This window comes from Mycolicibacterium fallax, assembly GCF_010726955.1.
Classification (GTDB): Bacteria; Actinomycetota; Actinomycetes; order Mycobacteriales; family Mycobacteriaceae; genus Mycobacterium; species Mycobacterium fallax.
Map to the genome: position 1 here is coordinate 883,883 of NZ_AP022603.1, position 25,514 is coordinate 909,396.

25 protein-coding genes are annotated in these 25,514 nt (G+C 71.0%); 12 read left to right on the forward strand and 13 right to left on the reverse strand.

The features are described 5' to 3' along the window. Together G6N10_RS04180 and G6N10_RS04185 are read left to right on the forward strand one after the other, a co-directional pair. Positions 1–1,050 carry an ABC transporter permease gene (locus tag G6N10_RS04180; RefSeq protein ID WP_085095710.1) on the forward strand — a complete coding sequence of 350 codons (1,050 nt, stop codon included), beginning with the start codon at positions 1–3 and terminating at the stop codon, positions 1,048–1,050. Between the two features lies 1 nt (position 1,051). Then, positions 1,052–2,146 (forward strand): ABC transporter ATP-binding protein, encoded by a 1,095-nt coding sequence (locus tag G6N10_RS04185; RefSeq protein WP_085095712.1) that lies wholly within the window; start codon positions 1,052–1,054, stop codon positions 2,144–2,146. Here G6N10_RS04185 and G6N10_RS04190 read toward each other — a convergent pair. After that, positions 2,084–4,027: an FUSC family protein gene (locus G6N10_RS04190; RefSeq protein ID WP_085095714.1), complete on the reverse strand. Its 1,944-nt coding sequence runs from the start codon at positions 4,025–4,027 to the stop codon at positions 2,084–2,086. The genes G6N10_RS04185 and G6N10_RS04190 overlap by 63 nt on opposite strands. Before the next feature lie 62 nt (positions 4,028–4,089). On the opposite strand from G6N10_RS04190, the gene G6N10_RS04195 reads away from it, so the two are divergent. Both G6N10_RS04195 and G6N10_RS04200 read left to right on the forward strand, forming a co-directional pair. Then, positions 4,090–4,794, forward strand: a complete 705-nt coding sequence (locus G6N10_RS04195) for an EthD domain-containing protein (RefSeq protein WP_085095716.1) — start codon at positions 4,090–4,092, stop codon at positions 4,792–4,794. A 9-nt stretch (positions 4,795–4,803) separates the two neighbouring features. Next, on the forward strand, positions 4,804–5,553 hold the full coding sequence (locus G6N10_RS04200; RefSeq protein WP_085095718.1) for an enoyl-CoA hydratase/isomerase family protein: 750 nt from the start codon (positions 4,804–4,806) through the stop codon (positions 5,551–5,553). Between the two features lie 13 nt (positions 5,554–5,566). On the opposite strand, the gene G6N10_RS04205 is transcribed toward G6N10_RS04200, so the two are convergent. Continuing rightward, positions 5,567–5,773 carry a (2Fe-2S)-binding protein gene (locus G6N10_RS04205; RefSeq protein ID WP_085095720.1) on the reverse strand — a complete coding sequence of 69 codons (207 nt, stop codon included), beginning with the start codon at positions 5,771–5,773 and terminating at the stop codon, positions 5,567–5,569. 261 nt (positions 5,774–6,034) lie between these two features. On the opposite strand from G6N10_RS04205, the gene bfr reads away from it, so the two are divergent. Further along, positions 6,035–6,514 carry a bacterioferritin gene (bfr, locus tag G6N10_RS04210; RefSeq protein WP_085095722.1) on the forward strand — a complete coding sequence of 160 codons (480 nt, stop codon included), beginning with the start codon at positions 6,035–6,037 and terminating at the stop codon, positions 6,512–6,514. Positions 6,515–6,542: 28 nt separating this feature from the next. Here bfr and G6N10_RS04215 read toward each other — a convergent pair whose 3' ends face one another. From G6N10_RS04215 to G6N10_RS04225, 3 genes are read right to left on the reverse strand one after another with little or no spacing between them, the layout of a single operon-like run. Then, positions 6,543–8,309, reverse strand: coding sequence for an N-acyl-D-amino-acid deacylase family protein (locus G6N10_RS04215; RefSeq protein WP_085095724.1), 1,767 nt, complete (start codon positions 8,307–8,309; stop codon positions 6,543–6,545). A gap of 10 nt (positions 8,310–8,319) precedes the next feature. Continuing rightward, positions 8,320–8,778: a nuclear transport factor 2 family protein gene (locus tag G6N10_RS04220; RefSeq protein ID WP_085095726.1), complete on the reverse strand. Its 459-nt coding sequence runs from the start codon at positions 8,776–8,778 to the stop codon at positions 8,320–8,322. Beyond that, entirely contained in the window at positions 8,768–10,555 is a 1,788-nt protein-coding gene (locus tag G6N10_RS04225) for an N-acyl-D-amino-acid deacylase family protein (RefSeq protein ID WP_085095833.1), read from the reverse strand. Before G6N10_RS04225 ends, G6N10_RS04220 begins: the two co-directional genes overlap by 11 nt. A 129-nt stretch (positions 10,556–10,684) precedes the next feature. Here G6N10_RS04225 and G6N10_RS04230 point away from each other — a divergent pair, with 129 nt between their 5' ends. Beyond that, positions 10,685–11,605, forward strand: a complete 921-nt coding sequence (locus G6N10_RS04230; RefSeq protein WP_085095835.1) for an acyl-CoA thioesterase — start codon at positions 10,685–10,687, stop codon at positions 11,603–11,605. An 18-nt stretch (positions 11,606–11,623) separates the two neighbouring features. Here the strand turns inward: G6N10_RS04230 and G6N10_RS04235 are convergent, their stop codons facing one another. Continuing rightward, on the reverse strand, positions 11,624–12,055 hold the full coding sequence (locus G6N10_RS04235) for a transglycosylase family protein (RefSeq protein ID WP_085095728.1): 432 nt from the start codon (positions 12,053–12,055) through the stop codon (positions 11,624–11,626). A gap of 211 nt (positions 12,056–12,266) precedes the next feature. On the opposite strand from G6N10_RS04235, the gene fdxA reads away from it, so the two are divergent. Further along, the gene (fdxA, locus tag G6N10_RS04240; protein WP_085095837.1) at positions 12,267–12,620 is read left to right on the forward strand and encodes a ferredoxin; all 354 of its coding nucleotides are present in this window, start codon (positions 12,267–12,269) and stop codon (positions 12,618–12,620) included. A 52-nt stretch (positions 12,621–12,672) separates the two neighbouring features. Further along, positions 12,673–13,245: a DUF7157 domain-containing protein gene (locus G6N10_RS04245; protein ID WP_133055134.1), complete on the forward strand. Its 573-nt coding sequence runs from the start codon at positions 12,673–12,675 to the stop codon at positions 13,243–13,245. On the opposite strand, the gene G6N10_RS04250 is transcribed toward G6N10_RS04245, so the two are convergent. Next, positions 13,183–14,493, reverse strand: a complete 1,311-nt coding sequence (locus G6N10_RS04250) for a cytochrome P450 (RefSeq protein WP_085095732.1) — start codon at positions 14,491–14,493, stop codon at positions 13,183–13,185. The two genes, G6N10_RS04245 and G6N10_RS04250, sit on opposite strands and share 63 nt — an antisense overlap. Before the next feature lie 78 nt (positions 14,494–14,571). Between G6N10_RS04250 and G6N10_RS04255 the strand changes: the two genes are divergently transcribed. Next, entirely contained in the window at positions 14,572–15,030 is a 459-nt protein-coding gene (locus G6N10_RS04255; protein WP_085095734.1) for a hypothetical protein, read from the forward strand. Between the two features lie 7 nt (positions 15,031–15,037). Here G6N10_RS04255 and G6N10_RS04260 read toward each other — a convergent pair whose 3' ends face one another. Further along, complete coding sequence (locus G6N10_RS04260) at positions 15,038–15,637, reverse strand: hypothetical protein (protein WP_085095736.1); 600 nt, start codon at positions 15,635–15,637, stop codon at positions 15,038–15,040. A gap of 96 nt (positions 15,638–15,733) precedes the next feature. Next, on the reverse strand, positions 15,734–16,855 hold the full coding sequence (locus tag G6N10_RS04265) for a nitronate monooxygenase (protein WP_085095738.1): 1,122 nt from the start codon (positions 16,853–16,855) through the stop codon (positions 15,734–15,736). A gap of 216 nt (positions 16,856–17,071) precedes the next feature. Between G6N10_RS04265 and G6N10_RS04270 the strand changes: the two genes are divergently transcribed. The 3 genes from G6N10_RS04270 (at position 17,072) to G6N10_RS04280 (ending at position 21,920) form a co-directional block, all read left to right on the forward strand. Next, positions 17,072–19,804 carry a glycoside hydrolase family 2 protein gene (locus G6N10_RS04270; protein WP_085095839.1) on the forward strand — a complete coding sequence of 911 codons (2,733 nt, stop codon included), beginning with the start codon at positions 17,072–17,074 and terminating at the stop codon, positions 19,802–19,804. A gap of 22 nt (positions 19,805–19,826) precedes the next feature. Beyond that, positions 19,827–20,492, forward strand: coding sequence for a GNAT family N-acetyltransferase (locus G6N10_RS04275; RefSeq protein ID WP_085095740.1), 666 nt, complete (start codon positions 19,827–19,829; stop codon positions 20,490–20,492). Positions 20,493–20,645: 153 nt separating this feature from the next. Further along, a complete protein-coding gene (locus G6N10_RS04280) occupies positions 20,646–21,920 on the forward strand; it encodes a competence/damage-inducible protein A (RefSeq protein ID WP_085095840.1) in 1,275 nt (424 codons plus the stop codon). A gap of 16 nt (positions 21,921–21,936) precedes the next feature. Here G6N10_RS04280 and G6N10_RS04285 read toward each other — a convergent pair whose 3' ends face one another. The 4 genes from G6N10_RS04285 to G6N10_RS04300 all read right to left on the reverse strand — a co-directional run bounded on the left by G6N10_RS04285 (position 21,937) and on the right by G6N10_RS04300 (position 25,497). Further along, a complete protein-coding gene (locus G6N10_RS04285) occupies positions 21,937–23,082 on the reverse strand; it encodes a thiolase family protein (protein ID WP_085095742.1) in 1,146 nt (381 codons plus the stop codon). Between the two features lie 7 nt (positions 23,083–23,089). Beyond that, positions 23,090–23,518 (reverse strand): Zn-ribbon domain-containing OB-fold protein, encoded by a 429-nt coding sequence (locus G6N10_RS04290; protein WP_085095744.1) that lies wholly within the window; start codon positions 23,516–23,518, stop codon positions 23,090–23,092. 171 nt (positions 23,519–23,689) lie between these two features. Beyond that, positions 23,690–24,595: an alpha/beta fold hydrolase gene (locus G6N10_RS04295; RefSeq protein ID WP_085095747.1), complete on the reverse strand. Its 906-nt coding sequence runs from the start codon at positions 24,593–24,595 to the stop codon at positions 23,690–23,692. Next, positions 24,592–25,497: an AraC family transcriptional regulator gene (locus G6N10_RS04300; RefSeq protein ID WP_085095749.1), complete on the reverse strand. Its 906-nt coding sequence runs from the start codon at positions 25,495–25,497 to the stop codon at positions 24,592–24,594. The genes G6N10_RS04295 and G6N10_RS04300 overlap by 4 nt, the downstream gene beginning before the upstream one ends. Between the last annotated feature and the right edge of the window lie 17 nt (positions 25,498–25,514).

The following is a 25,514-nucleotide window of genomic DNA, read 5'->3' on the forward strand; positions in this document are numbered from 1 at the left end:
ATGCTGATCGCCGCCCTGCGCGATCTGCAATGGCGCAAGCGCAGATTCATCATCGCGGTGATCGGAACGGCGTTCGTGTTCGCGATGACCCTGGTGCTGACCGGTCTGGCCAACGGATTTCGGGTCGAGGCCAGCAACACCGTCAACTCCTTCGGGGTCGACTACTTCGTGATCCAGGACGGCACCGTCGGCCCGTTCCTGGGCTCATCGCCGTTCGCCGAGGCCGAACTGATCCGGTTCCGGCACCTGCCGGGTGTGCACGCCTCGGCCCCGCTGGTGTACGCGGGCACCACCGCGATGGACAACGGCGTCGCCAAGACGATGAACATGTTCGGCGCGCCGACCCAGGGGCCCGGAATGCCGGAGATGACCGAAGGCCGACCGCCGGAGAACCAGAACGAGGTCTCGGTCTCCTCGACGCTGGGCCGCAAGATCGGTGACACCCTGCAGATCGGTTCGTACACCATCGAGGTGGTGGGCATCGTGGAGAACTCCACCGTGCTGGCCAAGCAGCCCAACCTGTTTCTGACCCCGGAGGGTGCGCAGCGGCTGGTGTACGGCGACAAGCCGGTGATCTCCTCGATCGGAATTCGCGGCGACCCGCAGGAGCTGCTGCCGGGCTTCCGCGCGGTGGACCGCCAGGGCGCCGTCGACGACATGATGCGCCCGCTGAAGGTCGCCGTCGATGCGATCTCGATCATGGCGCTGCTGCTGTGGGTGGTGGCCGCGCTGATCGTGGGCTCGGTGATCTACATGTCGGCGCTGGAGCGCAACCGGGACTTCGCGGTGTTCAAGGCGGTCGGGGTGCAGACCCGTTCGGTGCTGGCCGGCCTGGCGCTGCAGGCGATCATCATCGCGATCGTCTCGGCGGTGTTCGGGGTGCTGCTCTCGCTGGTACTGGGGCCGATGTTCCCGATGCGGGTCGATGTCCCGCTCGGCGCCTTGCTGTTGCTGCCGATCGTCGCGGTCAGCATCGGGCTGGTCGCGAGCATCGCCGGCCTGCGCCGCGCGGTCGCCGTCGACCCGGCCATTGCGTTCGGAGGGCCCTGAGGTGGGAGACCTGACAATCACCGATCTGGTGGTGGAGTACCCCAGCGCCGGGGAGAAGATCCGTCCGCTCGACGGGCTGAACCTCAAGGTGCCGGCCGGATCGCTGGCAATTCTGTTGGGGCCCAGTGGCTGCGGGAAGACCACGCTGCTGTCCTGCCTGGGCGGGATCCTGGAGCCGACCTCGGGCCACATCGAATTCGACGGCATCGACATCACCACGCTGGGCGCCAAGGACCTGACCCGGTACCGGCGCAACACGGTCGGGATCGTATTCCAGGCGTTCAACCTGGTACCGAGCCTGTCCGCGCTGGAGAACGTGATGGTGCCGCTGCGCGCATCCGGGCTGACCCGCCGTGCGGCCCGCAAGCGCGCCGCCGAACTGCTCGACCGGGTTGGGCTGGCCGAACGCGAGCACCACAAGCCCGGCGACCTCAGCGGCGGCCAGCAGCAGCGGGTGGCCGTCGCGCGCGCCATCGCGCTGGATCCGCCGTTGATCCTGGCCGACGAGCCGACCGCGCACCTGGACTTCATCCAGGTCGAGGAGGTGCTGCGGTTGATCCGCGAACTGGCCTCCGGAGAGCGGGTCGTGGTGGTGGCCACCCACGACAGCCGGATCCTGCCGCTGGCCGACCAGGTGATCGAGTTGGTCCCCGCGCTGGCGACGGTGGACCGCGACCCGGAGTTGCGCAAGGTCAGCGCCGGTGAGGTGGTGTTCGAGCAGGGCACCATGGGCGATTTGATCTACGTGGTCAGCGAGGGTGACTTCGAGATCATCCGGGAGCTGGGCGACGGTGATAGCGAACGGATTTCGACGGCCGGGCCGGGGGAGTACTTCGGCGAGATCGGTCCGCTGTTCGGCCTGCCGCGGTCGGCGTCGGTGCGGGCCCGCACCGACGGGGTGCTGGTCGGCTACACCGTGCAGGCATTCCGGGAACGGTTGGGCCCCACCGGGGTTCGCGATCTGATCGAACGCAAGCCGGTGCAGATCGAGGACAGCCCCACCGCGGACGAACCGGGGGCCGAGGAGGACGGGTCAGGAGCCGGTCTGGGCGACGGCGAGCAGGACCCGGGTGATGGCCTCGAGCTCGCCGAGTAGCACCCGCTGCGCGGATTCCTGCCGGTCCAGGTAGGTCGCGCACTCGCGCATCTGCGCGTCCGCCTCGGCCAGATGCCGGGCGTCGACCCGCCACGGCTGCCCGGCGGTCGGGGTCTCGCCGCGCAGCGCGTCGACGTAGTCGTCGACGGCGACCACGAAGCGCAGGTCCAGGTTCTCGGTCCGCACCGTCGGCAGCTGCGCCTCCAGCGTCGCACCGGTGCTGGTCAGGGTGTTCAGCGCGGCCCGGTAGGCGCTCAGCCAGTGCCGCATCTCCGGGGTGTCGGCGCGGATGCCGCCGCCGGCGGCCTCGAACGCCGACCGGGCCCGCACCGCCCGGGTCCACACCGCCGACAGCACCGTCTCGCGATCATCGAGGTGATGGGCGAACGCGCGGATCACCGTTGCCACATAGTCGATTTCGGCCTTGAGCAGCTCCGCCGAGCGCTGTTGCAGCCGGACCTGCGCCCGATCCGGCAGCAAGACGTGGCTGGCGATGGCCAGCACGCCGCCCACCAGCACCGCCACGATCCGGGTGCCGAGCGAGAGGGTGGGCGCCGCCCCGTCGATGTCGACCAGGAACACTATGGCGGTGGCCACCGCCGCCGTCAGCGGCACATAGCCGATCCCGGCCACCGCGTAGGCCACCGCGACGAAGGCCACCGCAAGGATCCCGGCGATGATGCCGGTCGGGTGGATCAGCAGCGTGATACCGGTGCCCAGGAGCATCCCGCCGAGCACCCCGGCCAGCCGGGTCGTGCAGCGGGTGTAGGTGTGCGCGGTCTCCGGGCGCAGCACCAGCAGCACCGTCACCGCGATCCAGTAGCCGTCGTGCACCCCGGTGATCCGGGCCGCCGCGGTGGCCGCGGTGACCGCGGCCACCAGTCGCAGTCCGTGCCGCAGGATGGGGGAGGCCAGGTTCAGCTGGGCGCGCACCACCTCCCGGATCTCCGGCCGCGGCCGGTGGCTGCCGGTGAAGTGCAGGGCAGCGGCCTCGATGACCTGCCGGCGCAGCCGGCGGCCGGTCGGCCCGGCCGGGCCGGGCAACTCGTCGATGGCGCTGTCCAGGCTGCCGAGGGCGGCCCGGGCCTCCTCCCGGGCGCCGGGCGGATCCTCGGCGATGGTCTCCAGGACGTTGGCGGCCGCCCGCAGCGTTGCGCCGCCGGCCGGGGTGTCGGCGACCGGCCGCAGCGCGTTGAGGGTCATACCGATCCGCTCGGGGATGGCGTACAGGCCACGGAATGCCAGCGGCCGGCGCCGGAGCTGATGTTCGGTGAGGGTGAACTTCTGCCGCAGCGCGATCAGCGGCCCGTGATCGAGTTCCGCGCCGGGGTCGGCGGCCAGCCGCCGGGCGTCGGCGACGACCAGTCGGTAGCCGTCGGCCAGCGCATCGCTGCGCTGCTGGCGCTGCGGGCGCGGGGTGATCACCACGATCACGGTCTGCAGCATGCCCGCGCAGAACGCCAGCGCGGCGGCGATCAGCGCATCCAGCGGGGAGCCCCAGGTCGGGCTCGCGACCAGCAGCGCGGTCGTCGCGGCCGACACCAGCCCGACGTTGCTGCCCAGCGCCCAGGCCATCCCGCTGCACAGCGACCACAGGCCGGCCACCAGCACGAAAACCACACTGTGGGGGGAGGCCAGCCAGCCCAGCAGCACCGCCCCGCCCATCGCGAGTGAGGCCGCCGCGGTCAGCCGCCACCGGCCCTGCGGCGAATCCTTGAGCGCGGTGGCGCCGACGATCGCGGCGCTGGCCCCGGCGGCCAGTGCCGAACCGGGGGGCCCGATCTGCAGCGCGACGGCGACCGCCGCCAGGGTCGCCAGCAGCACCGCACCAACCTCGCTGGCATACGGCCAGGACAGCCACCCCGCCCGGCCCTTGCTCATCTGGCCATTATGACCCGCCGGCCCGGCGCCGGGGCCGAAGTCCCGGCCGATACGGTGACCGGATGGAGAAGGTGGTGCTGCTGCTGCGGGGTTCGGGCGCCGTCGGCGACGATGCCTGGTGTGACCGGATCCGCGGCCCGGTGGCCGCGCAGCTGCTGGAGCTGGACCTGGCCGGGGTGAGCATCGGGGTCCGGGACGCGGCCGTGCGCGGGTCGCTGATGACCCTGACGACGCTGGATCCGCCGGTGCAGGCCGTGGTCAACCTGTGGACGCAGCAGCATTTCGGTCCCGCGGTCCAGGCGGCCATCGAGGTGCTGGCCGGCGAATCGGAGTCGGTGGCGGGGTACTTGGTGACCGAGTCGGCGCCGCTGCCGCCGCCGCAGCCGCTCGGCGAACGCACGCCCGGGCTGTGCAATGTGGCGCTGCTGCGCCGGCCCGCCGAGCTGCCGGTCGAGGAGTGGCGGCGGCGCTGGCAGCTGGGCCACACCCAGGTCGCGATCGACACCCAGGCCACCTTCGGCTACGTGCAGAACGCGGTGGTCCGCCCGCTGACCCCGCAGGCCCCGGAGCTGGCCGCCATTGTCGAGGAGCTGTTCCCGATCGAGGCGGTCGGTGATCTGATGGCGTTCTTCGGGGCGGCCGACGAGGCCGACCTGAACGACCGGCTGGGCAAGATGGTGGCCAGCACCTCGGCGTTCGGCGCCAATCAGAACATCGACACGGTGCCGACCAGTCGCTATGTGCTGCGGTCGCCGTTTCACCGGTAGCGTGCGGGCATGCTGGACATCACCGACGAGAACCGCGTTCGCACCATCACCCTGAACCGGCCCGAGGCACTCAACGCGTTCAACGAGGCGCTCTATGACGCGACGACGATCGCGCTGCGGGAGGCCGCGGCGGACCCGGAGGTCGCGGTGGTGCTGTTGACCGGCGCGGGCCGGGCGTTCTCCGCCGGTACCGACCTCGGTGATCTGCAGGCGATGGCGACCGACCCGGACTTCGTCGCGGGGGAGTTCGGCTTCAATGGCCTGGTCGATGCGCTGGCGGCCTTCCCGAAACCGTTGATCTGCGCGGTCAACGGGCTCGGTCTGGGCATCGGCACCACCGTGCTCGGCTTTGCCGATCTGGCGTTCATGTCCACCGATGCCCGGCTCAAGTGCCCGTTCACCAGCCTCGGGGTGGCCCCGGAGGCGGCCTCGTCGTTCCTGCTGCCGCAGTTGATCGGCCGGCAGAACGCGGCCTGGCTGCTGATGTCCTCGGAGTGGATCGGCGCGGAGGAGGCGCTGCGGATGGGCTTGGTGTGGAAGGTCTGTCCGCCGCAGGAGCTGTTAGCGCAGGCTCGCGCGCACGCCGAGGTACTGGCGTCGCGGTCGATCGCCAGCCTGATGGCGGTCAAGGCGACCATGACCGCACCGGCCGAGCAGGCCGTTGCCGAGGCCCGGGCCCGGGAGAACGGATTCTTCGCCACCCTGCTGGGCTCGGCGGACAATGCCGCCGCGCTGACGGCCTTCAACCAGAAGGACTGAGCGACGGGCTGTGTCAGACGGCGGCCGCGGTCGGCCGGGCGTGCGCCAGGTCGTGTTCGCGGTAGTAGGACTCGATGATGCCCCGCACGGTGTGCCGGCAGCGCCCGCAGTCGGTGCCCGCGCCGCAGGCCTCCGCGACCTGCTTGGAGGTGCATGCGCCGTTGGCCACCGCGTCGGTGATGACATGGCTGGTGGCACCGGTGCACAGGCAGACGAACACTGCGGGTCACCCCCTCTCGCCGATCGACTTAAGCTGAGTCTAACCTAACTGAGCCGATAGGTGTTAGGCCCGCCTAATTCCCGTGTCCGGGGTTTGCTGATGAAGCCCAGACCGCCCTAACTAAGGCGTACCTATGTTCGATGTCGTGGGCATTTCGGCAGGCCAACGGGCCAATTTACGGCTAGATTGGTGACCACGGCGACCGCGCCACAGCCCCGGTGGCGCTCGCTGCTGCGAACAGTCAAGACACCTGGAGGAAGCATGCAAGGCGATCCCGAGGTCCTCAAGCTGCTCAACGAGCAGCTGACCAGCGAACTCACCGCGATCAACCAGTACTTCCTGCACTCGAAGATGCAGGACAACTGGGGCTTCACCGAGCTGGCCGCGCACACCCGCGCCGAATCGTTCGACGAGATGCGGCACGCCGAGGCGGTGACCGATCGGATCCTGCTGCTCGACGGGCTGCCCAACTACCAGCGGATCGGCTCGCTGCGGATCGGGCAGACCCTGCGTGAGCAGTTCGAGGCCGACCTGGCCATCGAGTACGAGGTGGTGCAGCGGTTGCGGCCCGGCATCATCATGTGCCGGGAGAAGCAGGACAGCACCAGCGCGAAGCTGCTCGAAGAAATCGTCGCCGACGAGGAACAGCACATCGACTACCTGGAAACCCAGCTGGAACTGATGGACAAGCTGGGCGAGGAGCTCTACTCCGCCCAGTGCGTCTCGCGGCCGCCGCAGTAGCCGCCGGCCCCGGGGCGTGCGCTCAGCGCTACCGCACGCCCCGAATCAGCCGGCCCGGGCGGTCCCCGGTGTCGGCGCCGTGCCGGCGAGTCACCACACCGCTGACCACGGTGGCGTCGTAGCCCGAGGCGCCCTGGACCAGCCGCCGCCCGCCGGCGGGCAGGTCATGCACCATTCGCGGCACCCCAAGCGTCAGCGCCGTCATGTCGACGACGTTGAGGTCGGCCTTCTTGCCGAGCGCAATGACCCCGCGGTCACTGAGCCCGAACAGCGTTGCGGTGTCCATGGTCTGCTTGCGCACCACGTACTCCAGCGAGAACTTCGGGCCGCGGTGCCGGTCCCGGGCCCAGTGCGTCAGCAGGAAGGTCGGATAGGACGCGTCGCAGATCAGCCCGCAGTGCGCGCCGGCGTCGGAGAGCCCCGACACCGCGGCCGGGTGCGTCATCATCTCGTAGATCGAGCTGTGATCGCCGGCCGCGTAGTTGAAAAACGGCAGCATCAGCATCGCGCCGCCGTCGGACTCCAGCATCATGTCGTACATGGTGGCCAGCGGATCCTCGCCGCGCCGGGCGGCGATCGCCGCGATGGTGCGGTCCGGGGTCGGCTCGTAGTCCGGGGGATCGCCGATCGCGTAGATCCGGTCGACGCTGTGCTGGATCATTGCAAACAGGCTGTCGAACAACGGAACCGGCTGCGGCGGCAGGTCCTGGTCGGCCAGGATGGCGGCCTTGACCGCCGGATCGGCCAGCCGGGCCACCAGCTCGGCGCCCTGATGACGGGCGGCCAGCGCGCGATAGCTGGGCCGGTGGGTGAACGCGTGATAGCCGGGGAAGCCGAACAGCATGCCGAACGGGCGGGCGGCGAATTGGGCGTACAGCGCGATGCCGTCGTCGTGCGCCTTGCCGGCCCGGTCCAGCTGGCGGCGCCACAGGTCCGGCGCGTGCGCGGCCTCGATCAAGGTGAACGACACCGGCCGGTCGATTTCCGCGGAAAGCCTGGCCATCCAGTCCATTTCGTGCATGCAGGCCTGCTCCGGGCTTTCCCCGGCGGTGCCCTGCGGGGCGACCTCGAAGACCGCCTGGCCGCCGGCGGCCATCGCCGCGCCGAGGCCGAAGAGCTCCGCCTCGGCGGCGTAGGTGCCCGGCACCGCCTGGCCGTCCATCGCCCGGTGGGCCTCGGTGCGCGAGGTGGAAAAGCCCAGCGCGCCGGCCTCGATGGCCTCCTGCACGATGCGTGACATCACCGCGATGTCCTCGGCGGTGGCCTCCTCGTTGTTGGCCCCGCGCTCGCCCATGGCGTAGCCGCGCACCGCGCCGTGAGCGATCTGGGTGCCGTAATCGACGGCCAGGTGGCGTTTTTCGATGGCGTCCAGGTATTGCGGGAAGGATTCCCACTGCCAGTCGATGCCCTCGGCCAGCGCCGAGCCGGGAATGTCCTCGACCCCCTCCATCAGCTCGATCAGCCACTGCTCGCTGCCCGGGCGGACCGGGGCGAACCCGACACCGCAGTTGCCGCTGACCACCGTGGTCACCCCGTGCAGGCTGGACGGCTCCAGGGTGTCGTCCCAGCTGACCTGACCGTCGAAATGGGTGTGCACGTCGACGAATCCGGGCGTGACGAACCGGCCGGTGGCGTCGATCGTCTGCGCGGCGGGCACCTCGGTGAGCCCGGGGTCGTCACCGCCGCGGCGGCGGATCTCGGTGATCCGGCCGCCGGAGATGCCGATGTCGGCGCGGTACCGGTCGGCGCCGGTGCCGTCCACGACGGTGCCACCGGTGATGGTCAGGTCGAACATGGCGGCCTCCTCAGGCCAATCCGGTCGCGTCGAAGATCCAGGACATGTCGGCGGTCGCGAAGTCGGCCAGCCAGCTCGGCGGGGCGTGGTTGCTCAGTGCGCCCATGTCCCAGTAGTCCTTCCACAGGGTGACCTTGCCGTCCCGGACCTGGTGCACCGAGACGAACTTCAGCAGCGCGGATTCGCCGCTGGCCCACTGCCATTCCTCGTGATGCTCGTACATCACGTCGGCGCCGTCGTGCAGCATCAGGCCGGGGAAGTTGGCGTAGCCGGCCAGCGGTTCCAGGCCGATCTTGAGCCGTTTGATGATGTCCTCGGGTCCGCGCGCGGCGGCGGCCGGGCCGACCGGCACGTCCAGGTAGATGCAGTCGTCGGCCAGGAAGCCGGCCAGGGCCTGCCAGTCCCGGTCCGACAGCGCCTGCCACATGCCGGTGACGACGGCCTTGGGATCGTTGTGCTCAACCGACATCGGCCAGCCCGCCCTTCGTTTCGGTGGCCGGGGCGAGTCGGCCGTGGCGCAGGAAAGCCCCGGTGCGTTCGGTGCCGACCAGTTCGGTCGGCACGCCGTCGCGCACCACGGCGCGACCGGCGACGAAGACCGCGGCGACGGCGTCGTCGTTGCGGTTGACCATCCGGGACAGCCCGCCGTAGGCGTCCACGGTCTCCTCGGCGTAGGCGTCCAGCCGGTCGTCGAGGGCCTCCGGGTCGATGATCACCAGGTCGGCGCGGTCGCCGACCCGCAGGTGCCCGGCGTCCAGGCCGTACCAGTCGGCCAGCTCGCCGGTCATCCGGTGCACGGCGTGCTCGATCGTCATGAAGCCCTTGCCGGCCCGCTCGGCGTCGCGGACGTGGCGCAGCAGGCGCAGCCCGCTGTTGTAGAAGGCCATGTTGCGCAGGTGCGCCCCGGCGTCGGAGAAGCCCATCTGAATGCCGGGTTCGACGGCCATCTTCTTGAGGATCTCGGGCCGGTGGTTGGAGATGGTGGTGCGCCAGCGCAGCTCGCGGCCGTGCTCGAGCACCAGGTCCAGGAACGCGTCGACCGGGTGCAGGCCGCCGCGATCGAGGCCGACCTGACCGAACGACTTGCCGATCACCGCGGGGTCGGGGCAGTCCACGATCTCGGCGTCGAAGAAGTCGCGGTGCCACACCCGCACGCCGAACTTGTTCTCGTAGTCCTTGCGGAACCGGCGCCGGTAGTCCACGTCGCGGATCATCTCGTCGCGCTCCAGCTCGTCGGACAGGTGCAGCGCGGCCGCACCGGACCCGAACTCCTCGAAGATGACCAGGTCGATGCCGTCGGCGTACACCTCGAACGGGACCGGCAGATGCTGCCAGCGGAAGTCGCCGCCGAGCCGCGAGACCGCCCGGGCCGACGGGCCCATCAGCGACACCGCGTACGGATTGGCCTTGACGTCGGCGGCCGAGAGCAGGCTGGTCTTGAGCTTGGGGCGCAGCAGCCCGATCGACTGGGCCAGCTGCGATACCAGGTTCAGCGGGTTGTTGATGTCGGGGCCGGACTGCAGGATCCGCCCGCGGGCGCGCAGCAGCGACTTGAGCCGGCGCAGCTCGCGCGCCTTGGCGTAGGTCGACGGCAGCGTCCGGGACCGGCACACCTCGCCGTCGAGCTTGTCGAACAGCAGTTGCTGGGAGGACATCCCGACGAACCCGGCGTCCAGCGCGTCGGTCAGCCAGGACTCCATCCGGGCCTGCTCGGCGCGGGTGGGCCGGACGTCCTTGCGGGTGGCGCGGTCCAGGCCCATCGCGGCGGCCCGCATGTCCGAATGCCCGATGAACGCGGCCACGTTCGGCCCCAGCGGCAGGGCCTGCAGCGCGTCGGCGTAACCCGCGGCGCTCGACCAGTTCTTGTTGCGGTCGACGGCGGCGATGACGTGCTCGCGGGGGATGGCCTCCACCCGGCCGAACAGGTCCCCGGCGTCGGTGCCGTCGACGTGGATCGTCGACAGCGAGCAGGAGCCCAGCATGACGGTGGTGACACCGTGACGCAGCGACTCGGGCAGCCCGGGGCCCTCCAGCACCTCGACGTCGTAGTGGGTATGGATGTCGATCATGCCGGGCAGCACCCAGCGGCCGGACGCGTCGATCACCTCCGGGCAGCCGGTGGCGTCGAGGTCCTCGGTGTCGACCGCGACGACGTGTCCGGCGCGAATGCCGATGTTGCGGACCGCCGAGGGGGCACCGGTCCCGTCGAACCAGCGGCCGTTCTTGATGATCGTGTCGTAGCTCACCACCCCATAGAACCCGGTGCGCCGGGCAGAGTCAACGATTTTGTGAACACTTTTCACAATTTGTTCACTCTGCGGGGTGACCAGCCGTTTCGGTGGGGCCGCCGGCGGTGCGGCATGATGCCAGGCACCATGACCGATACTTCGCCGCCATCGCCCTCGAGCCCGTCGGCCTCGACGCTGCCGCGGGTGCTCGACGCCCTGGACCTGACCGCGGTGCCGGCCCCGGCCGGGGTGACCGCGGCATTCGTCGGCGAGCAGTTCCCGGCGCCGTTTCACCACATCCTCGGTGGCCACATCGCCGCCCAGGGCCTGATCGCGGCCGGCCGCACGGTGTCCGGGCGGACCCCGCACAGCCTGCACGGCTATTTCCTGCGGGCCGGCGACGCGCGTCACCCGGTGGACTTCGAGGTCCTCGACCTGCAGGAGGGCCGGAACTTCTCCGCCCGGCGGATCACCGCGTCACAGTCCGGCCAGGTGCTGATGTCGGGCGTCGCCTCGTTCTGCACCGAGGCCGTCGCCGAGCGGGGCGCCGACGGCGGGCTCGGGTACCAGCCGTCGATGCCCGCCGCGCCGGACCCCGACGGGCTGCCCGCGCAGCCGCACCCGGTCGAGTTGGCCGACGCCGGCCCGGGCCGCTGGACCAGCCTGCGCTGGTTCCGGCGCTGCGAGGTCGACACCGGGCGACCCGAGGACTCCGATGGGCCGGGGCGGCTGCGCATCTGGTGGCGGCCCGACGGCGCGGTTCCCCACGATCCGCTGCTGGGAGCGGCGCTGGTGAGCTATCTGTGTGCCGCCAGCCTGGTCGAACCGGCGGTCGCGGCCCGGGTGGCGCGCGGCAGCCGCCAGCTCAACACCGCCCAGCGGGACTTCGCGATCTGGTTCCAGGACGCCCCGCGGCTTGACGACTGGCTGCTGCTGGACCAGTGCAGCGACAGCGCGATCGGTGCCCGCGCGCTGTCCCGGGGCCGGATGTACAACCGGACCGGCGACCTGGTCTGCACCGCAAACCAGGAGCTGTACTTCCCGCCGCGGCTGCCGCAGGGGCACTGATTTTCCCGGGGCGCCGGGTCAGCGCAGGCCGGGGATCAGCCCGATGATCTCCCGAACGGTGTTCTTCACGTACTGACCGGCCGTCACGCCCTGCCGCGAGACCGGGGCCGGCGCGGAGAACAGGTCGCCGCCGCGGCTGCCGCAGGTGGGCCAGGCCTTCATGCCCTGGGTGGCGCGGACGTTCTCGGCGACCCGGATCTGCTCCTCGCGGGAGGCCAGCGCCGGGTTGCCCCGACCGCCGTTGGCGTCCCAGGTGGCCTGCTTGAACTGCAGTCCGCCGTAGTGACCGTTGCCGGTGTTGATCGCCCAGTTGCCGCCGGATTCGCACTGCGCGACGGCGTCCCAGTTCACCGGGGCGGCGGCGGCGGTGCCGGAGCCCAGCGTCAGCAGCCCGAGCAGGGCGGCGCCGGTCATCAGGGCCATCACCAGGTACTTGCGGAAGCCGGTCATGCACGTTTGTTCGGCTCACCCGACCCAAGCGTTACACAAATCACACAAATCATTTCTGCAACATTGCGGCGTGTCGTTTGCGTCCCGGCTGCCGTGACGATTCTGAGACCATTTCTCGGCTCGGCCGCCCGAGGATCCGGTACCGAGGTCCCGCAGGTTGGTGACCTTCGGCGCGGGGTCGGACCCCCGGGCACCGAATACCGTGATGACCATGACTTACGTAATCGCCTCACCGTGTGTCGACGTGGTCGATAAGTCCTGCCAGCAGGAATGCCCGGCCGACTGCATCTACGAGGGTGTCCGCGCGCTGTACATCAACGCCGAGGAGTGCGTCGACTGCGGCGCCTGCAAGCTCGCCTGCAAGATGGAGGCGATCTTCTACGAGGACGACCTGCCGGAGTCCGAGCGGGTGCACCTGGCCGACAACGCGGCGTTCTTCGCCGAGATCCTGCCGGGCCGCTCCGCGCCGCTGGGCGCCCCGGGCGGCGCGATGGACCTCGGGCCGGTCGGGGTGGACACCCCCTACGTCGCCGGCCTGCCGCCGATGGCCACCGCCGGGGTCTGACCGCGACCCGATCGCGGCGGTGCGTCGGTCGCAGCGCGAGTAGCCTGGCTGCGTGACGGGCCGGTCCTGGCCCGCGCCGCCGACCTCCGGAGATTTCGTGTTGGACACCGCGCCGGTCGACCCGCCGTCGGCCGCCGAGCCGGTGCGGCCGTCGACCGTGGCCCACGAGTTCTGGGCCGAGTATCTGCCGCCGTCGGCGCCGCCGTCGGCCCGGTGGCCAGTGGCGATGTTGGTGACCGGTGTCCTCGGGTTGGTTGTCGCGCTCACCCTGGCGCTGAGCCTGCCGATGCTGGACCAGGCCCCGGCCCCGCAGCCCGCCCCGGCCAGTGATACCCCGGCCAGCGATGCCCCGGCCGTTGACAAACCCAAGACCCCGGAGCCCCCGCGGCCCGCGCCGCCGGTCACCCCGGCGCCCGAGGCCGTCGAGCCGCCACCGCCGCCCGAACCCGAGGCCGTCGAGCCGCCGCCGGCGCCTGCGCCGCCGGTGCAGCAGGCCCAGACGGCCGCACCGCCGCCACCGCCGCCGGTGCAGCAGGCGCCGGTGGATCAGGCGCCGCCGCGGCTACGCGACCGGATCCTGGGCCGTATCCCCGGCGCCCACCGGCTGCCCGGCATGGGCCGCTGAGGCCGACGCCGCGACGCGTTCAGGCCGGTAGTCGACCTGCCAGTGCTTGATCCCGTTGAGCCAGCCCGAGCGCAGCCGCTCCGGCTCGCCCAGGGGCCGCAGATCGGGCATCTCGTCGGCGATCGCGTTGAAGATCAGGTCAATCGTCATCCGGGCCAGATTGGCGCCGATGCAGAAGTGTGCGCCGGTGCCGCCGAATCCGACGTGCGGGTTGGGGTCGCGCAGGATGTTGAAGGTGTGCGGGTCCTCGAAGACCGTCTCGTCGAAGTTGGCCGAGCGATACGACATCACCACCCGGTCACCGGCGCGGATCCGCACGCCGGACAGCTCCACGTCGCGCACCGCGGTCCGCTGGAAGGAGCTGACCGGGGTGCCCCACCGGACGATCTCGTCGGCCGCGGTGGCCGGGCGCTCACGCTTGTAGAGCTCCCACTGGTCAGGGTGCTCGGTGAAGGCGATCATGCCGTGGGTGATCGAGTTGCGGGTGGTCTCGTTGCCGGCGACGGCCAGCAGCACCATGAAGAAGCCGAACTCGTCGTTGGTGAGCCCGTGGCCGTCGACGTCGGCCTGGATCAGCTTGGTGATGATGTCGGGGCCCGGATCGCGGGCCCGGTCCGCCGCCAGCCCCATCGCGTAGATGATCAGCTCGGTGGCCGCGGTCAGGCCGTCGTGGTGGGCGTACTCCGGATCGTCGTCGGCGACCATCTGGTTGGACCAGTCAAAGAGCCTCTTGCGGTCGGCCAGCGGCACCCCGAGCAGTCCCGCGATGGCCTGCAGCGGGAGTTCACAGGCGACCTGCTCGACGAAGTCGCCCTGGCCGGTGGCCGCGGCCTCGGCGACGATCCGGCGGGCCCGCGCGCCCAGATCCGCGCGCAGCGCCTCGACCGCGCGCGGGGTGAAGCCGCGGGAGATGATCTTGCGCAGCTCGGTGTGGTGCGGGGCGTCCATGTTGAGCATCACGTTCCCGCTGGCCTGCAACTGGGCGCGTGGGGTGCCCGCCGGGTAGCGCGGCAGCACGGTGTGCGTGGCGCTGGAGTAGAGCTCGGAGTGCCGGGACACCTCCCTGACGTCGCAGTGCCGGGTGACGACCCAGTGCCCACCGTCGCCGAACGGTCCGGAGTCCTGCTGCGCGTTCCACCAGACCGGGGCGGTGTGCCGCAACTCGGCCAGCTCGGCGATGGGCAGGGCACGACGGTTCATGTCGGGGTCGGTGAGATCGAAGTCGGCTCGCAGATGCGGGGTCGTCATGATCCGATTGCACACTGTCGCCGGCGTCTGCGGGCCGGATCCTGTAACGAAACGCGTATTCCGGCGGAATTGTCCAGCATGCGGACAAAAACTCGGGCCGGCGCGACGGCCACGCTGGCTGCTCTGGTCCTGTTCAGCGCGGTGCCGGCAGCCGCTGATCCGGCCGCGCCGGTGCCCGCCGACCCGGTGCCCGCCGACCCGGGAACCGCTGACCCGGGAACCATCAAGGCCGAGGCGGCGGCCGGAGTGCCGCACCTGAGCAGCCCGGACAACCTGCCGCCGGGGACCGGCGCGGTTCCCGCCCAGCCCAGCGGCAGTGGGCTGGGTTACCTTCGCGACCTCTGGCACGCCTACCAGACCCAGGAGGTCAACGGCGCCGGCGTGCTGTTGCTGCTGTCCCAGCGGCCGATGAGCAACGGCGCCCGGGCACCGATTCCGATCGGGGCGCCGCCGGAGGCCCCGGCACCGCCCGAGGGCGCAGCACCGGAGGCCCCGGCACCGCCCGAGGCAGCACCGCAGGCCCCGCCGGCTGAGTGAGCGGCGGTCAGCCGGCCGATCGGGTGGTGGTCGGCGCGGCGGTGGTGGTCGGTGCGCCGCCCTGCTCCGCGGCGTAGCGCGGTGCGTTGAACTCGATCCAGGTGTCCCGGTAGATCACCGAGTCGCCGGAGGTGACCCGCAGCTCCTTCGGCGTGACCGTGTAGTCGACCTCGTCGTTGGTGGCCCGATAGCTGCCGTCGCCGAGATCGGTGGCGGCGACCTTCAGCAGCGCGCCGTCGCTGATCCGCACGCCGCGGTACTCCACCGGGCCGTCGCCGTTGACGCAGAGCGCCACCAGCGAGCGCGCGGTGCGCCCGTAGGCGACCGCGGTGCTGTCCGCGCCGCAATGCGCATCGGTGCCGACGTAACCGCCGTCGTCGGTGCGGTGCCCGCCGGCGCTCGTGGTGGTCTTCGCGGTGCCGCTGGGGGTTGCGGTCACGGTGACGGTGGACGGCGCGGCCGCCGCCACCGGCAGCGCGGGCTCCCCGCCGGGGGCCGTCGCGCCGACCACGGCGATGGTGGCCAGCACCGCACCGGCACCGGTCAGCGCCAACAGCTTTCGGCTGGACAGTCCGCGCGGTTCGGTGCGCGTGACAATGGACGGCATGACCGCCCCCTCCCTTGACACGATGGTGTGCCGCCAAGCAAACCACCCCGGGGAGGCAATTCGGTGGTGCCGCGCCGCCGGCCGGCGGATTCGCCGCTACCCGTTGTAGCTGTCCAGCGCGCCGGTGGCCGCCAGGTACTCGTCGACCCAGCGCGCGATCACCGTCGCGGTCTTCTCCACCTTGGTGAACTGGCCGACCACCTGGCCGACCGGATTGAACGCGACGTCCACGCTCTGGTCGGGGTACTTGTGGGTGGCCGCAACCGCCATCCCGGACACCATGTACTGCAGCGGCATGCCGAGCGGCTTGGGGTTCTCCGGCGCTTCCCAGGCCTCGGTCCACTCGTTGCGCAGCATCCGGGCGGGCTTGCCGGTGAAGGACCGGCTGCGCACGGTGTCGCGGCTGGAGGCCTTCGCATAGGCGGCCTGCTGCACCGGGGTGTTTTCGGCCTCCTCGACCATCAGCCACTGCGATCCGGTCCAGGCGCCCTGGCAGCCCAGCGCCAGCCCGGCGGCGATCTGCTGGCCGCTGCCGATCCCGCCGGCGGCCAGCACCGGCACCGGCGCGACCTCGGCGACCACCTGCGGCCACAGCACGATCGAGCCGACCTCGCCGCAGTGACCGCCGGCCTCACCGCCCTGGGCGATGACGATGTCGACCCCGGCGTCGGCGTGCTTGCGGGCCTGCGACGGGGAGCCGCACAGCGCCGCGACCACCCGGCCCTCGTCGTGAATGCGGGCGATCATGTCGACCGGCGGGGTGCCCAGCGCGTTGGCGATCATGGTGACCTTGGGGTGCCGCAGCGCCACCTCGACCTGCGGGGTGGCGGTCGCCTCGGTCCAGCCCAGCAGCTGCAGCGCGTCCTCGTCGCTGTGCTCGACGGGCACCCCGTGATCGGCCAGGATCTTCTTGGCGAACTCCAGATGTTCCTCGGGGACCAGCGCATTGAGCTGCTTCTTGAGCACCTCGGGATCCAGGTCGACGTCGTCCATGCCCTCGTACTTGTTCGGGATGACGATGTCGACGCCGTACGGGTGATCGCCGATGTGCTCGTCGATCCAGTTCAGCTCGATCTCCAGCTGTTCGGGGGTGAATCCCACCGCGCCGAGCACGCCGAACCCGCCGGCTTTGCTCACCGCGACCACCACGTCGCGGCAGTGGGTGAACGCGAAGATCGGGAACTCGATTCCGAGCTGATCGCACAGGGGAGTGCGCATAGTGGGGCTCCTGGTGGGCAGACGACGGTCAGCGACATAAAACTAGAACGTGTTCTAGCTTAGCGCTCGGCGCGGCGCGCCCGCGGCCGAACCCGACGGTAAACTCTGCTGGCCCACCGTCGGGGTGCGGCCGCAGCAGAGCAGGAGCCCTTCATCGCCAGCCACACGCCGCGCAGCCCCGGGCCCCGGCTGCTGGCCGCGCTGCTGGTGGTGCTGATGGTCGGCGTGGGCCTGGTGGCCGACGACTCCGCGCTGCGCGACGGCGTGCCGCCGAGCACCGTCGAGCTGACCGCGGGCTGGCGGCTGGCCTCGGCGCGCGACGTCGGCGACGACGGCGCGGCCATCTCCCGGCTCGGCTATCCCACCGAATCGTGGCATCCGATCCGGGCGCTGCCCGCCACCGTGCTCGCCGCCCTGGTCGACGACGGCACCTACCCGGATCCCTACTACGGCAGCAACATTCGCGACCTGATCCCGCAGGATCTGTACCGGCAGGACTGGTGGTACCGCAGCACCTTCACCCCACCGCTGGGACACCAGCGCTACCGGCTGGAGCTGCCCGGCATCAACTACCGGGCCCAGGTCTGGATCAACGGCCAACTGGTCGCCGGCAGCGACGAGATCGTCGGCATGTACGTCAGCCACGAGCTCGACATCACCGACGCGATCACCCCCGGCGCCGCCAATGTGCTGGCCATCCGGATCACCCCGGAACAGGCCGTCCAGGACATCGACGGCGTGGAGTTGGCCGACAGCTGGTGGGACTGGATCAACTGGCGCGAGATCGGCTACCGCAGTCCCGTCGAGGACGAGCCCGGCGGGCAGTCCTTCGTCCCGGACCGCAATGCCGGGATCTGGAAACCGGTGCTGCTGCACGGCTCCGGCCCGGCGGTCCTGGGCCCGGCCACCGTGACCACCGAGCTGCCGCTGCCCGCCACCGACTCGGCGCGGCTGACCGTGCACACCACCGTCGCCAACGACACCGACGCCCCGGTGCGCGGGACGCTGCGCGCGGTGATCAGCCGGCCCGGCACGCCCACGCTGACCCTGGAACAACCCGTGGAACTGCGGCCCCGGGAGCGCCGCGCGCTCGCCTTCGGCCCGGACCGGTTCGGCGAGCTGAACATCGCCGACCCCGACCTGTGGTGGCCGTACACCATGGGCGAGCCCGCGCTGTATGACCTGCGGCTGGAGCTGCGCGGCCCCGGCGGGACGATCGACGCCGCCGACCAGCGCTTCGGCATCCGCACGGTGACCGGACAGCGCGACGAGGACGCCAGCTTCCGCAGGCCCGACGCCGGCGGCAACTTCTACCTGCAGGTCAACGGCCGCGACTTCCTGGTCCGCGGGGCCACCTACTCCCCGGACCTGCTCTACCGCGCCGACCCGGCCCGCGAGGACGCCATCCTGGGCTACGTCCGCGATCTCGGGCTCAACCTGCTCCGGCTGGAGGGCAAGTTCCCCGGCGAGCGGCTGCTGCGCCGGGCCGACGAGCTCGGCATCCCGCTGATGTACGGCTGGATGTGCTGTAACCAGTGGGAAAAATGGGACCAGTGGGATGAGGAGGACCGCCGGGTCGCCCAGGCCAGCATGCGCTCGCAGATCGCCTCGTTCGGCCCGCACGCCGCGGCGTTCCTGTGGGCCAACGCCAGCGACGGCCGCCCGCCGCCGGAGGTGCGCGACTGGTACCACCGGATCCTGGCCGACGCGCACTGGTCCAACGCCACCGTCGACACGGTCTCGGCGATGAACACCGACGAGGACGGCAACCAGGCCTGGGACGGCATCCAGATGTTCGGCCCCTACACCTGGCGCCCGCCGAGCTACTGGTTCGCCGGTCGCTACGGCGCCGCCCAGGGGTCCAGCGCCGAGCAGGGCGACAACGAACACATTCCGCCGTACTCGAGCCTGACCAAGTTCCTGCCCGCCGACAAGCTGTGGCCGATCAACCCGACCTGGTACCTGCACGCCGGCTCCGACGAGAACAACGTCGTGCTGGACACCATCCGCACCGCGGTGATGCGCCGCTACGGATCCTCCCGCGACGCCAGGGAATTCGCGGCAAAGGCACAGCTGGCCCACTACGAATCCACCCGCGCGCAATTCGAGGCGTTCGCCGCCGGCGGCTGGGACACCCACAAGATGACCATCTACTGGATGCTCAACACCCCGTGGCCGTCGTTCTTCGGCCAGCTCTTCGACTACTACCTGCGCCAGGGCGGCGGCTACTTCGGCGCGAAGAAGGGGCTGCGGCCGCTGTCGGTGGTCTTCGACTCCTTCGCCACCGGCAACCACTCCACCGGCACCGTCACCGTGGTCAACCAGCGCCCGACGGACGCCGCGGACCTGGCGGTCCGGGTCCGCAGCTACGGGCTGGACGGCGAGCTGCTCGATGACCAGCGGGTCGAGGACCTCGCCGTCGCGGCCAACCGGAGCGTCGACGCGCTGCGGGTGACCCGGCCTGCCGACGCCACCCGGGTGTTCTTCGTGCGGGCCGAATTGCTCGACGGCGCAGGCAATGTCGTCGTCGACAACACCTACTGGCAGTCCCGGCAACCCGACGACGTCGGCGATCCGCGCAACGACGACGCGTTCGTGCTCAAGCAGGCCAACTGGGCGGACATGACCGCGCTGAACACCATGGCCCGCACCCCGCTGGAGGTCTCCGCGCATCGACGCCCCGGCGCCGACGGCCGCACCGAGGTCACCGTCACGCTGGCCAACCCGACCGAGCAGATCGCCTTCTTCGAGCGCGCCGAGCTGCTGGCGGACCCCGACGGCGACGAGATCCTGCCGGTCGAATACAGCGACAACTACGTCACCGTGTACCCCGGGGAGAGCGTGCAGCTGACCGCCGACGCCGCCGCCGGAGCCCAGCCCCGCTGGGTGCGGGTCGGCGGTTACAACACCGACACCGAAGTCGTCGCCATTGCCGACGCCAATCGCTGAAAACTGCACTATCGTCGAAGCCATGCCCGATCACGACATCGCCGCGGCCCGCCGCGAAATCTCCGACGCCATGCTCAAGGCCCTGGACCGCCGACACGAGGTGCTCGACGCCATCGTCGAGGCCGACGATCACGCCGCCGCGGTCGACGCGCTGATCGCGCTGCTGGGCATTTCCCGCGCCGGCGCCGAGTCCGTGATGGCGCTGTCGTTCGACCACGGCACCATCGACAACCGCCGCCGGATCGCCGCCGAACTGGAGGACCTGAACACCCAGCTGTCCTTCACCGTCGAACAGCGCCCGGCCAGCAGCGGCGACGACCTGACGCTGCGGCCGTTCGCCGCCGACCGCGACCGCGACATCTTCACCGCCCGCACCGACGACATGCACACCGCCGGAGACGGCTCCGGCGCCCCGGCCGGCGGCATCGACGACGAGATCCGCACCGCGGTCAGCCGCGTCGACAACGAGGACGCGGTGGTCTTCATCGCCATCGAGGGCGAGGACAAGGTCGGCCTGGTGTTCGGCGACCTGGACGGCGGCGAGGTCAACGTGCGGATCTGGATCCGGCCCGAGTACCGCAAGAAGGGCTACGGCACCGCCGCGCTGCGCAAGTCGCGCAGCGAGATGGCGGCGTTCTTCCCGGCCGTGCCGATGGTCGTCCGGGCGCCGGGAGCAACCCCCGCGTAGGTGGGGCCGTCTTCCCGGCCGTTGCCGATGGTCGTCCGGGCGCCGGGAGCAACCCCCGCGTAGGTGGGGCCGTCTTCCCGGCCGTTGCCGATGGTCGTCCGGGCGCCGGGAGCAACCCCCGCGTAGGTGGGCATCCCGCGTAAGCTCCGCGGAGTGGGCATACGCGCGGGCATCGTCGTCACCGGAACCGAGGTTCTGACCGGGCGGGTCGCCGACCGCAACGGCCCCTGGCTGGCCGACCGGCTGCTCGAGCTGGGCATCGAGCTGGCCCACATCACCATCTGCGGCGACCGCCCCGCCGACATCGCCGCGCAGCTGGCGTTCCTGGCCGCCCAGGACGTCGAGCTGATCGTCACCAGCGGCGGGCTGGGACCGACGGCCGACGACCTCACCGTGGACACCGTCGCCGGGTTCTGCGGCCGAAAGATGGTGCTGGACACCGCGCTGGAGGAGCGCATCACGGCGATCCTGCGCAAGCTGGTGACCCGGATGCCGGACCTGGACTTCGACGCGGTGCGGGCAGCCAACCGCAAGCAGGCCGTGGTGCCCGAGGGCGCGACGGTGCTCGAGCCGGTCGGCACCGCGCCCGGGGTCGTCGTCACGCCGCTGGCCGCACCCACCCCGACGATCGTGGTGCTGCCCGGCCCGCCGCGCGAACTGCAGGCCATGTGGCCGGCCGCGCTGGCCACCGACGCGGTGCAGGCCGCCATCGCCGGCCGGGTGCACTACCGGCAGGACACCATCCGGATGTTCGGCCCGGCCGAGTCGGCGCTGGCCGAGGCGCTGCGGCTGGCCGAGGCCGAGATTCCCGGCTTCGCCGAGCTGGAGATCACCACCTGCCTGCGGCGCGCCGAGCTGGAGATCGTCACCCGCTACGAGCCGGCCGCCGCCGACAGCTACGACCGGCTGCGCGCCGCGCTGTGCGACCGGTTCGGCGACGCCGTCTACTCCACCGACGGCGCCACCGTCGACGATCAGGTCGCCGCGCTGCTGGCCGGCCGCTGGGCGGCCACCGCCGAATCCTGCACCGGCGGGCTGGTCGCCGGCCGGCTCACCGACCGGCCCGGCTCCTCGGCGTACCTGGCCGGGGGAGTGGTGTCCTATTCCAACGCCGCCAAGAGCGAGCTGCTCGGCGTCGACCCCGAGCTGATCGAGACCCACGGCGCGGTGTCCGAGCAGGTCGCCGAGGCGATGGCCGTCGGCGCGCTGCGGCGCTTCGGCGCCGACATCGCGGTCTCCACCACCGGGATCGCCGGCCCGGGCGGGGGATCGGCGGAAAAACCGGTGGGCACCGTGTGTTTCTGCGTCGCCGCCCCCGACCAGCCGCCGGTGCTGCGCACCGTGCGGCTGCCCGGCAACCGGTCCGACGTGCGGGAACGCTCGACCACCATCGCCATGCACCTGCTGCGCCGGGCGCTGGCCGACTAACGCCCGGCGCCGGGTGCTACCGGCTCAAGATGGTGGCCGAGGCGGTGCCCGGCGCGCCGTACACCTGGGCCAGCCCGACCCGCGGGTTGCCCGGAATCTGCCGCTCGCCGGCCTCGCCGCGCAGCTGCCGGACCAGCTCGTGCATCTGACGCAGGCCCGAGGCCCCGATCGGCTCGCCGTTGGCGATCAGGCCGCCGTCGGTGTTGACCGGGATCGAGCCGCCGATCTCGGTGGTACCCTCGGCGATCAACTTCTCCTGGTCCCCGTCGGCGCACAGCCCGGTCTCGGCCATGTGGATGACCTCGGCGCCGGCGTCGGTGTCCTGCAGCTGCGCGACGTCGACGTCCTCCGGGCCGATCCCGGCGATCTCGTAGGCGGCCCGCGCGGCGTACACCGTCGGGGCGACGTCGGCCTGCGGCGGCGCGGAGGTGGCGTGCACCTCGTAGGCGCCGAAGGTGCGGGTGCGGATCTCGCTGGCCCGGACGAACACCGGCTTGTCGGTGAACTTGTGCGCAATGTCGCCGCGGCACATGATCACCGCGGCGGCACCCTCATCGGGTGCGCAGAACATGTACTGGCGCAGCGGGTAGTTCAGCGCCGGCGAGGCCATGATCTCCTCGACGGAGATCTCCTTGCGGCGGAACGCATTCGGGTTCTTCTCGCCGTTGCGGAAGTTCTTGTTGGCGACCCGGGCCAGGGTTTCCTCGCTGATGTTGTGGTCGTGCAGGTACTTGTTGGCCTTCATGCCGAAGAACTTGGTGGTGACGAACTGCCCGTTTTCGGCGTACCACTGCGGCAGCGCCAGCTTGGCCGGGTCATCGGTGAACGCGCCGCGCGGATGCTTGTCCAGGCCGACGGCCACCCCGATGTCGTACTTGCCCAGCCGGATGGTGTCGGCGGTCTGCTGGATGGCGCTGGCCGAGGTGGCGCACGCGTTGAACACGTTGGTGAAGGTGATGCCGGTCAGGCCGACCAGCCGGGTGACCGAGTCGGGGTTGGAGACCTCGTAGCTGCCGCCGAACCCGAACTGGATGTCCTTCCACTGCACGCCCGCATCGGCCAGCGCCAGCCGGATGGCCTCGGCGCCCATCTGCACGGCGGGCTTGTCGAACCGGCCGAACGGGTGCAGGCCGACGCCGATGATCGCAACATCGTTGGTCATGTCTCTCCTAGACGGGCTGGAACGCGAAGGTGACGATCTCGTTGCCGTCGGCGTCGGTGGTGAACGGGATCATGGTCAGCTCGACCTGCTGGCCGAACTTCAGCTTGGCCGGGTCGTTCTCGGTCAGCCGGCCCTCGACCCGGATGACGGCGTCCTCGCCGAACCCGAGTTCCACCAGCCCGACGCCGAACGGCACGAAGTCCTTGCCGGTGGGGCCGGCGTACGGGGCCCCCGGCGGGAAGCCCTGGGTGGTCCAGGCGATCACGGTGCCGCGCCGGGGCAGCAGCAGCTCGCTCATCTGTGCGCTCGAGCAGCGCGGGCAGTGGTCCTGCACCGGGAATGCGGTCGCGCCGCAACTGCCGCACCGGCAGCCGATCAGCTGCGGGTTCTCATCGGGCCAGGTCGAGATTTCGGGCGCCAGCGCCTTGGTTGCCATCAGCCATCCTCATCGAGTGGAAATCACGTTCTCTTATTTGAGCATACGTGTATCACTGAGCGGAAGTGACGTGCAGGCACGGATGTCGAAGCGGCCCCGGTTCGGCGCGAAGGCAAAGCTCCGCGCCGGACCGGGGCCGGCGTCGTGGTCGGTGGCTGGCGCCGCCAGTGGTTACTGCGCGTCGAGCATCTGCTTCATCGACCGCAGGATGTCCTCGGCCTTGGCCAGCCCGGCCAGGTGGCTCTCCCCGGGCAGCGGGATGAGCTCGGCGTCGGGCAGGATCGCCACCGCGTGCTCACCGTGGCTGAACGGGATGATGTGGTCGCGGTCGCCGTGCCACCAGCGCACCGGCACGGCGATGTCGGACATCCGGAAGCCCCAGTCCCGGGCGAACACGATGACGTCGTTGAACGGCGCCCCGAGCTGCTTGCGGCTGCCGTTGAGCAGGTCGTCGAGGAACATCGCCTTGAACTCCGGGCGCAGCAGCAGCCGGCGATCGCCCTCGGGGGAGACCCGGGCGTAGGCCAGCAGGGCCGGCTCGGCGAACGGCTTGATCACCTTGATGGCCTGGGTGGCGACGAACCCGATCGGGGTGGCGGCCACCTCCAGCATCGGAGCGACCAGCGAGCCCAGCGACATCAGGCCGCCGCCGATCGCCTCCGGCCCGATGGTGGGGGCGACCCCGCCCAGCACGCCGGTGGCCAGCACCCGGTCGGGCATGGCGGCCGCGGCCGACAGCGCGTAGGGACCACCGCCGGACAGCCCGATCACCGCCATCTTGTCGATGCCCAGGGTGTCGGCGATGACCTGCAGGTCATCGGCGAAGTCCAGCACCTGCCCGTACCGGTGCGGGGTGGACGACCCGATGCCGGGCCGGTCGACCCCGATCAGCCGGATGTCGTTGAGCGCGGCGAACGCGCGCGCCTCCGGCGGGATCTGCCGGCGGGCGCCGGGGGTGCCGTGCAACCAGAACACCGGTCGCCCCTGCGGAGAACCGAACTCCGCAAAACTGATCTTGCGTCCGCCGCCGACGGTGATCCGCCCCTCCAGCTTGGGGCGCTCAATTGGTGGAATCATTTGCCGAGTGTCCCACGGCGGGGATCGGACGCGGTCGGAACACTGCCGTTTTTGCGGTCCCGCCAATCCCGGCCGGGGCCGTCGGCGCCGCCGACCCGGCGCCGGTACGACGACGGGGTCTCCCCGCCGAAGGCGGTGAACGAGCGGGTGAAGGCACTGATGCTGTCGAAGCCGACGGCCACCGCGGTGTCGGCGACCGACTGTCCCGGCGCGGCCAGCAACGCCATCGCCCGCAGCATCCGGGCGTGCAGCAGGTAGGTTCGCCAGCTCAGCCCGATGCTGGCGTCGAACTGCCGCCGCAGGGTCCGCTCGGACACGGCAACCGCGCGGGCCACCTCGCCGATGCTGACCTCGGCGAGGTGCTCCTTGGTGTAGGCCATCGCCGCCGCGACGACCGGGTCCGCCGAGGTGGGCAGGCTCAGCGGGGCCTCGTGGTCGATCGCGTCGGCGACCAGATCGCCCAGGGTCGCGAAGAACCGGTCGGACACCTCGTCGCCGGCGGGCCGGTCGATCGGCCAGCGCAGCGCGTGGATCACCATCTCCCGCAGCAGCGGTGAGACCGCCAGGATCCGGGCCCGGTCACCGCCGTTGGGAATCAGCTCCGGGTCGAACATCACCGCGACGGTGCGCACCCCGGGATTCATGGTGGCCTGATGCTGCAGCCCGACCGGAATCCAGGCGGCCTGCTGCGGGGGCAGCAGATAGTGCCCGGCGGCGGTCTCCACCTCCACGACGCCGCCGATCGCGTACTCGATCTGATGCACGTCGTGGGAGTGCCAACCGGTGATCAGCGCGTCACCCTCGTAGAGGTAGCTGCCCGCCGCCGCCCGCCCGCCGCGACGCAACTCGACGTGATTGGCCGATTCGGTCAAATATCTGTCCGACAGCGCAGAGACGGTCATGGTGATCCAGGGTACAA

Bases quoted from the DNA above. Each gene is read 5' to 3' on its own strand.
- G6N10_RS04250 (WP_085095732.1), bottom strand. From the start codon at position 14,493: ATGACGACCCCGCATCTGCGAGCCGACTTCGATCTCACCGACCCCGAC.
- G6N10_RS04275 (WP_085095740.1), top strand. From the start codon at position 19,827: ATGCCCGATCACGACATCGCCGCGGCCCGCCGCGAAATCTCCGACGCC.
- G6N10_RS04200 (WP_085095718.1), top strand. From the start codon at position 4,804: ATGCTGGACATCACCGACGAGAACCGCGTTCGCACCATCACCCTGAAC.
- G6N10_RS04230 (WP_085095835.1), top strand. From the start codon at position 10,685: ATGACCGATACTTCGCCGCCATCGCCCTCGAGCCCGTCGGCCTCGACG.
- G6N10_RS04190 (WP_085095714.1), bottom strand. From the start codon at position 4,027: ATGAGCAAGGGCCGGGCGGGGTGGCTGTCCTGGCCGTATGCCAGCGAG.
- fdxA (WP_085095837.1), top strand. From the start codon at position 12,267: ATGACTTACGTAATCGCCTCACCGTGTGTCGACGTGGTCGATAAGTCC.
- G6N10_RS04180 (WP_085095710.1), top strand. From the start codon at position 1: ATGCTGATCGCCGCCCTGCGCGATCTGCAATGGCGCAAGCGCAGATTC.
- G6N10_RS04265 (WP_085095738.1), bottom strand. From the start codon at position 16,855: ATGCGCACTCCCCTGTGCGATCAGCTCGGAATCGAGTTCCCGATCTTC.
- G6N10_RS04290 (WP_085095744.1), bottom strand. From the start codon at position 23,518: ATGGCAACCAAGGCGCTGGCGCCCGAAATCTCGACCTGGCCCGATGAG.
- G6N10_RS04270 (WP_085095839.1), top strand. From the start codon at position 17,072: ATGGTCGGCGTGGGCCTGGTGGCCGACGACTCCGCGCTGCGCGACGGC.
- G6N10_RS04195 (WP_085095716.1), top strand. From the start codon at position 4,090: ATGGAGAAGGTGGTGCTGCTGCTGCGGGGTTCGGGCGCCGTCGGCGAC.
- G6N10_RS04260 (WP_085095736.1), bottom strand. From the start codon at position 15,637: ATGCCGTCCATTGTCACGCGCACCGAACCGCGCGGACTGTCCAGCCGA.
- G6N10_RS04255 (WP_085095734.1), top strand. From the start codon at position 14,572: ATGCGGACAAAAACTCGGGCCGGCGCGACGGCCACGCTGGCTGCTCTG.
- G6N10_RS04285 (WP_085095742.1), bottom strand. From the start codon at position 23,082: ATGACCAACGATGTTGCGATCATCGGCGTCGGCCTGCACCCGTTCGGC.
- G6N10_RS04295 (WP_085095747.1), bottom strand. From the start codon at position 24,595: ATGATTCCACCAATTGAGCGCCCCAAGCTGGAGGGGCGGATCACCGTC.
- bfr (WP_085095722.1), top strand. From the start codon at position 6,035: ATGCAAGGCGATCCCGAGGTCCTCAAGCTGCTCAACGAGCAGCTGACC.
- G6N10_RS04235 (WP_085095728.1), bottom strand. From the start codon at position 12,055: ATGACCGGCTTCCGCAAGTACCTGGTGATGGCCCTGATGACCGGCGCC.
- G6N10_RS04300 (WP_085095749.1), bottom strand. From the start codon at position 25,497: ATGACCGTCTCTGCGCTGTCGGACAGATATTTGACCGAATCGGCCAAT.
- G6N10_RS04215 (WP_085095724.1), bottom strand. From the start codon at position 8,309: ATGTTCGACCTGACCATCACCGGTGGCACCGTCGTGGACGGCACCGGC.
- G6N10_RS04220 (WP_085095726.1), bottom strand. From the start codon at position 8,778: ATGTCGGTTGAGCACAACGATCCCAAGGCCGTCGTCACCGGCATGTGG.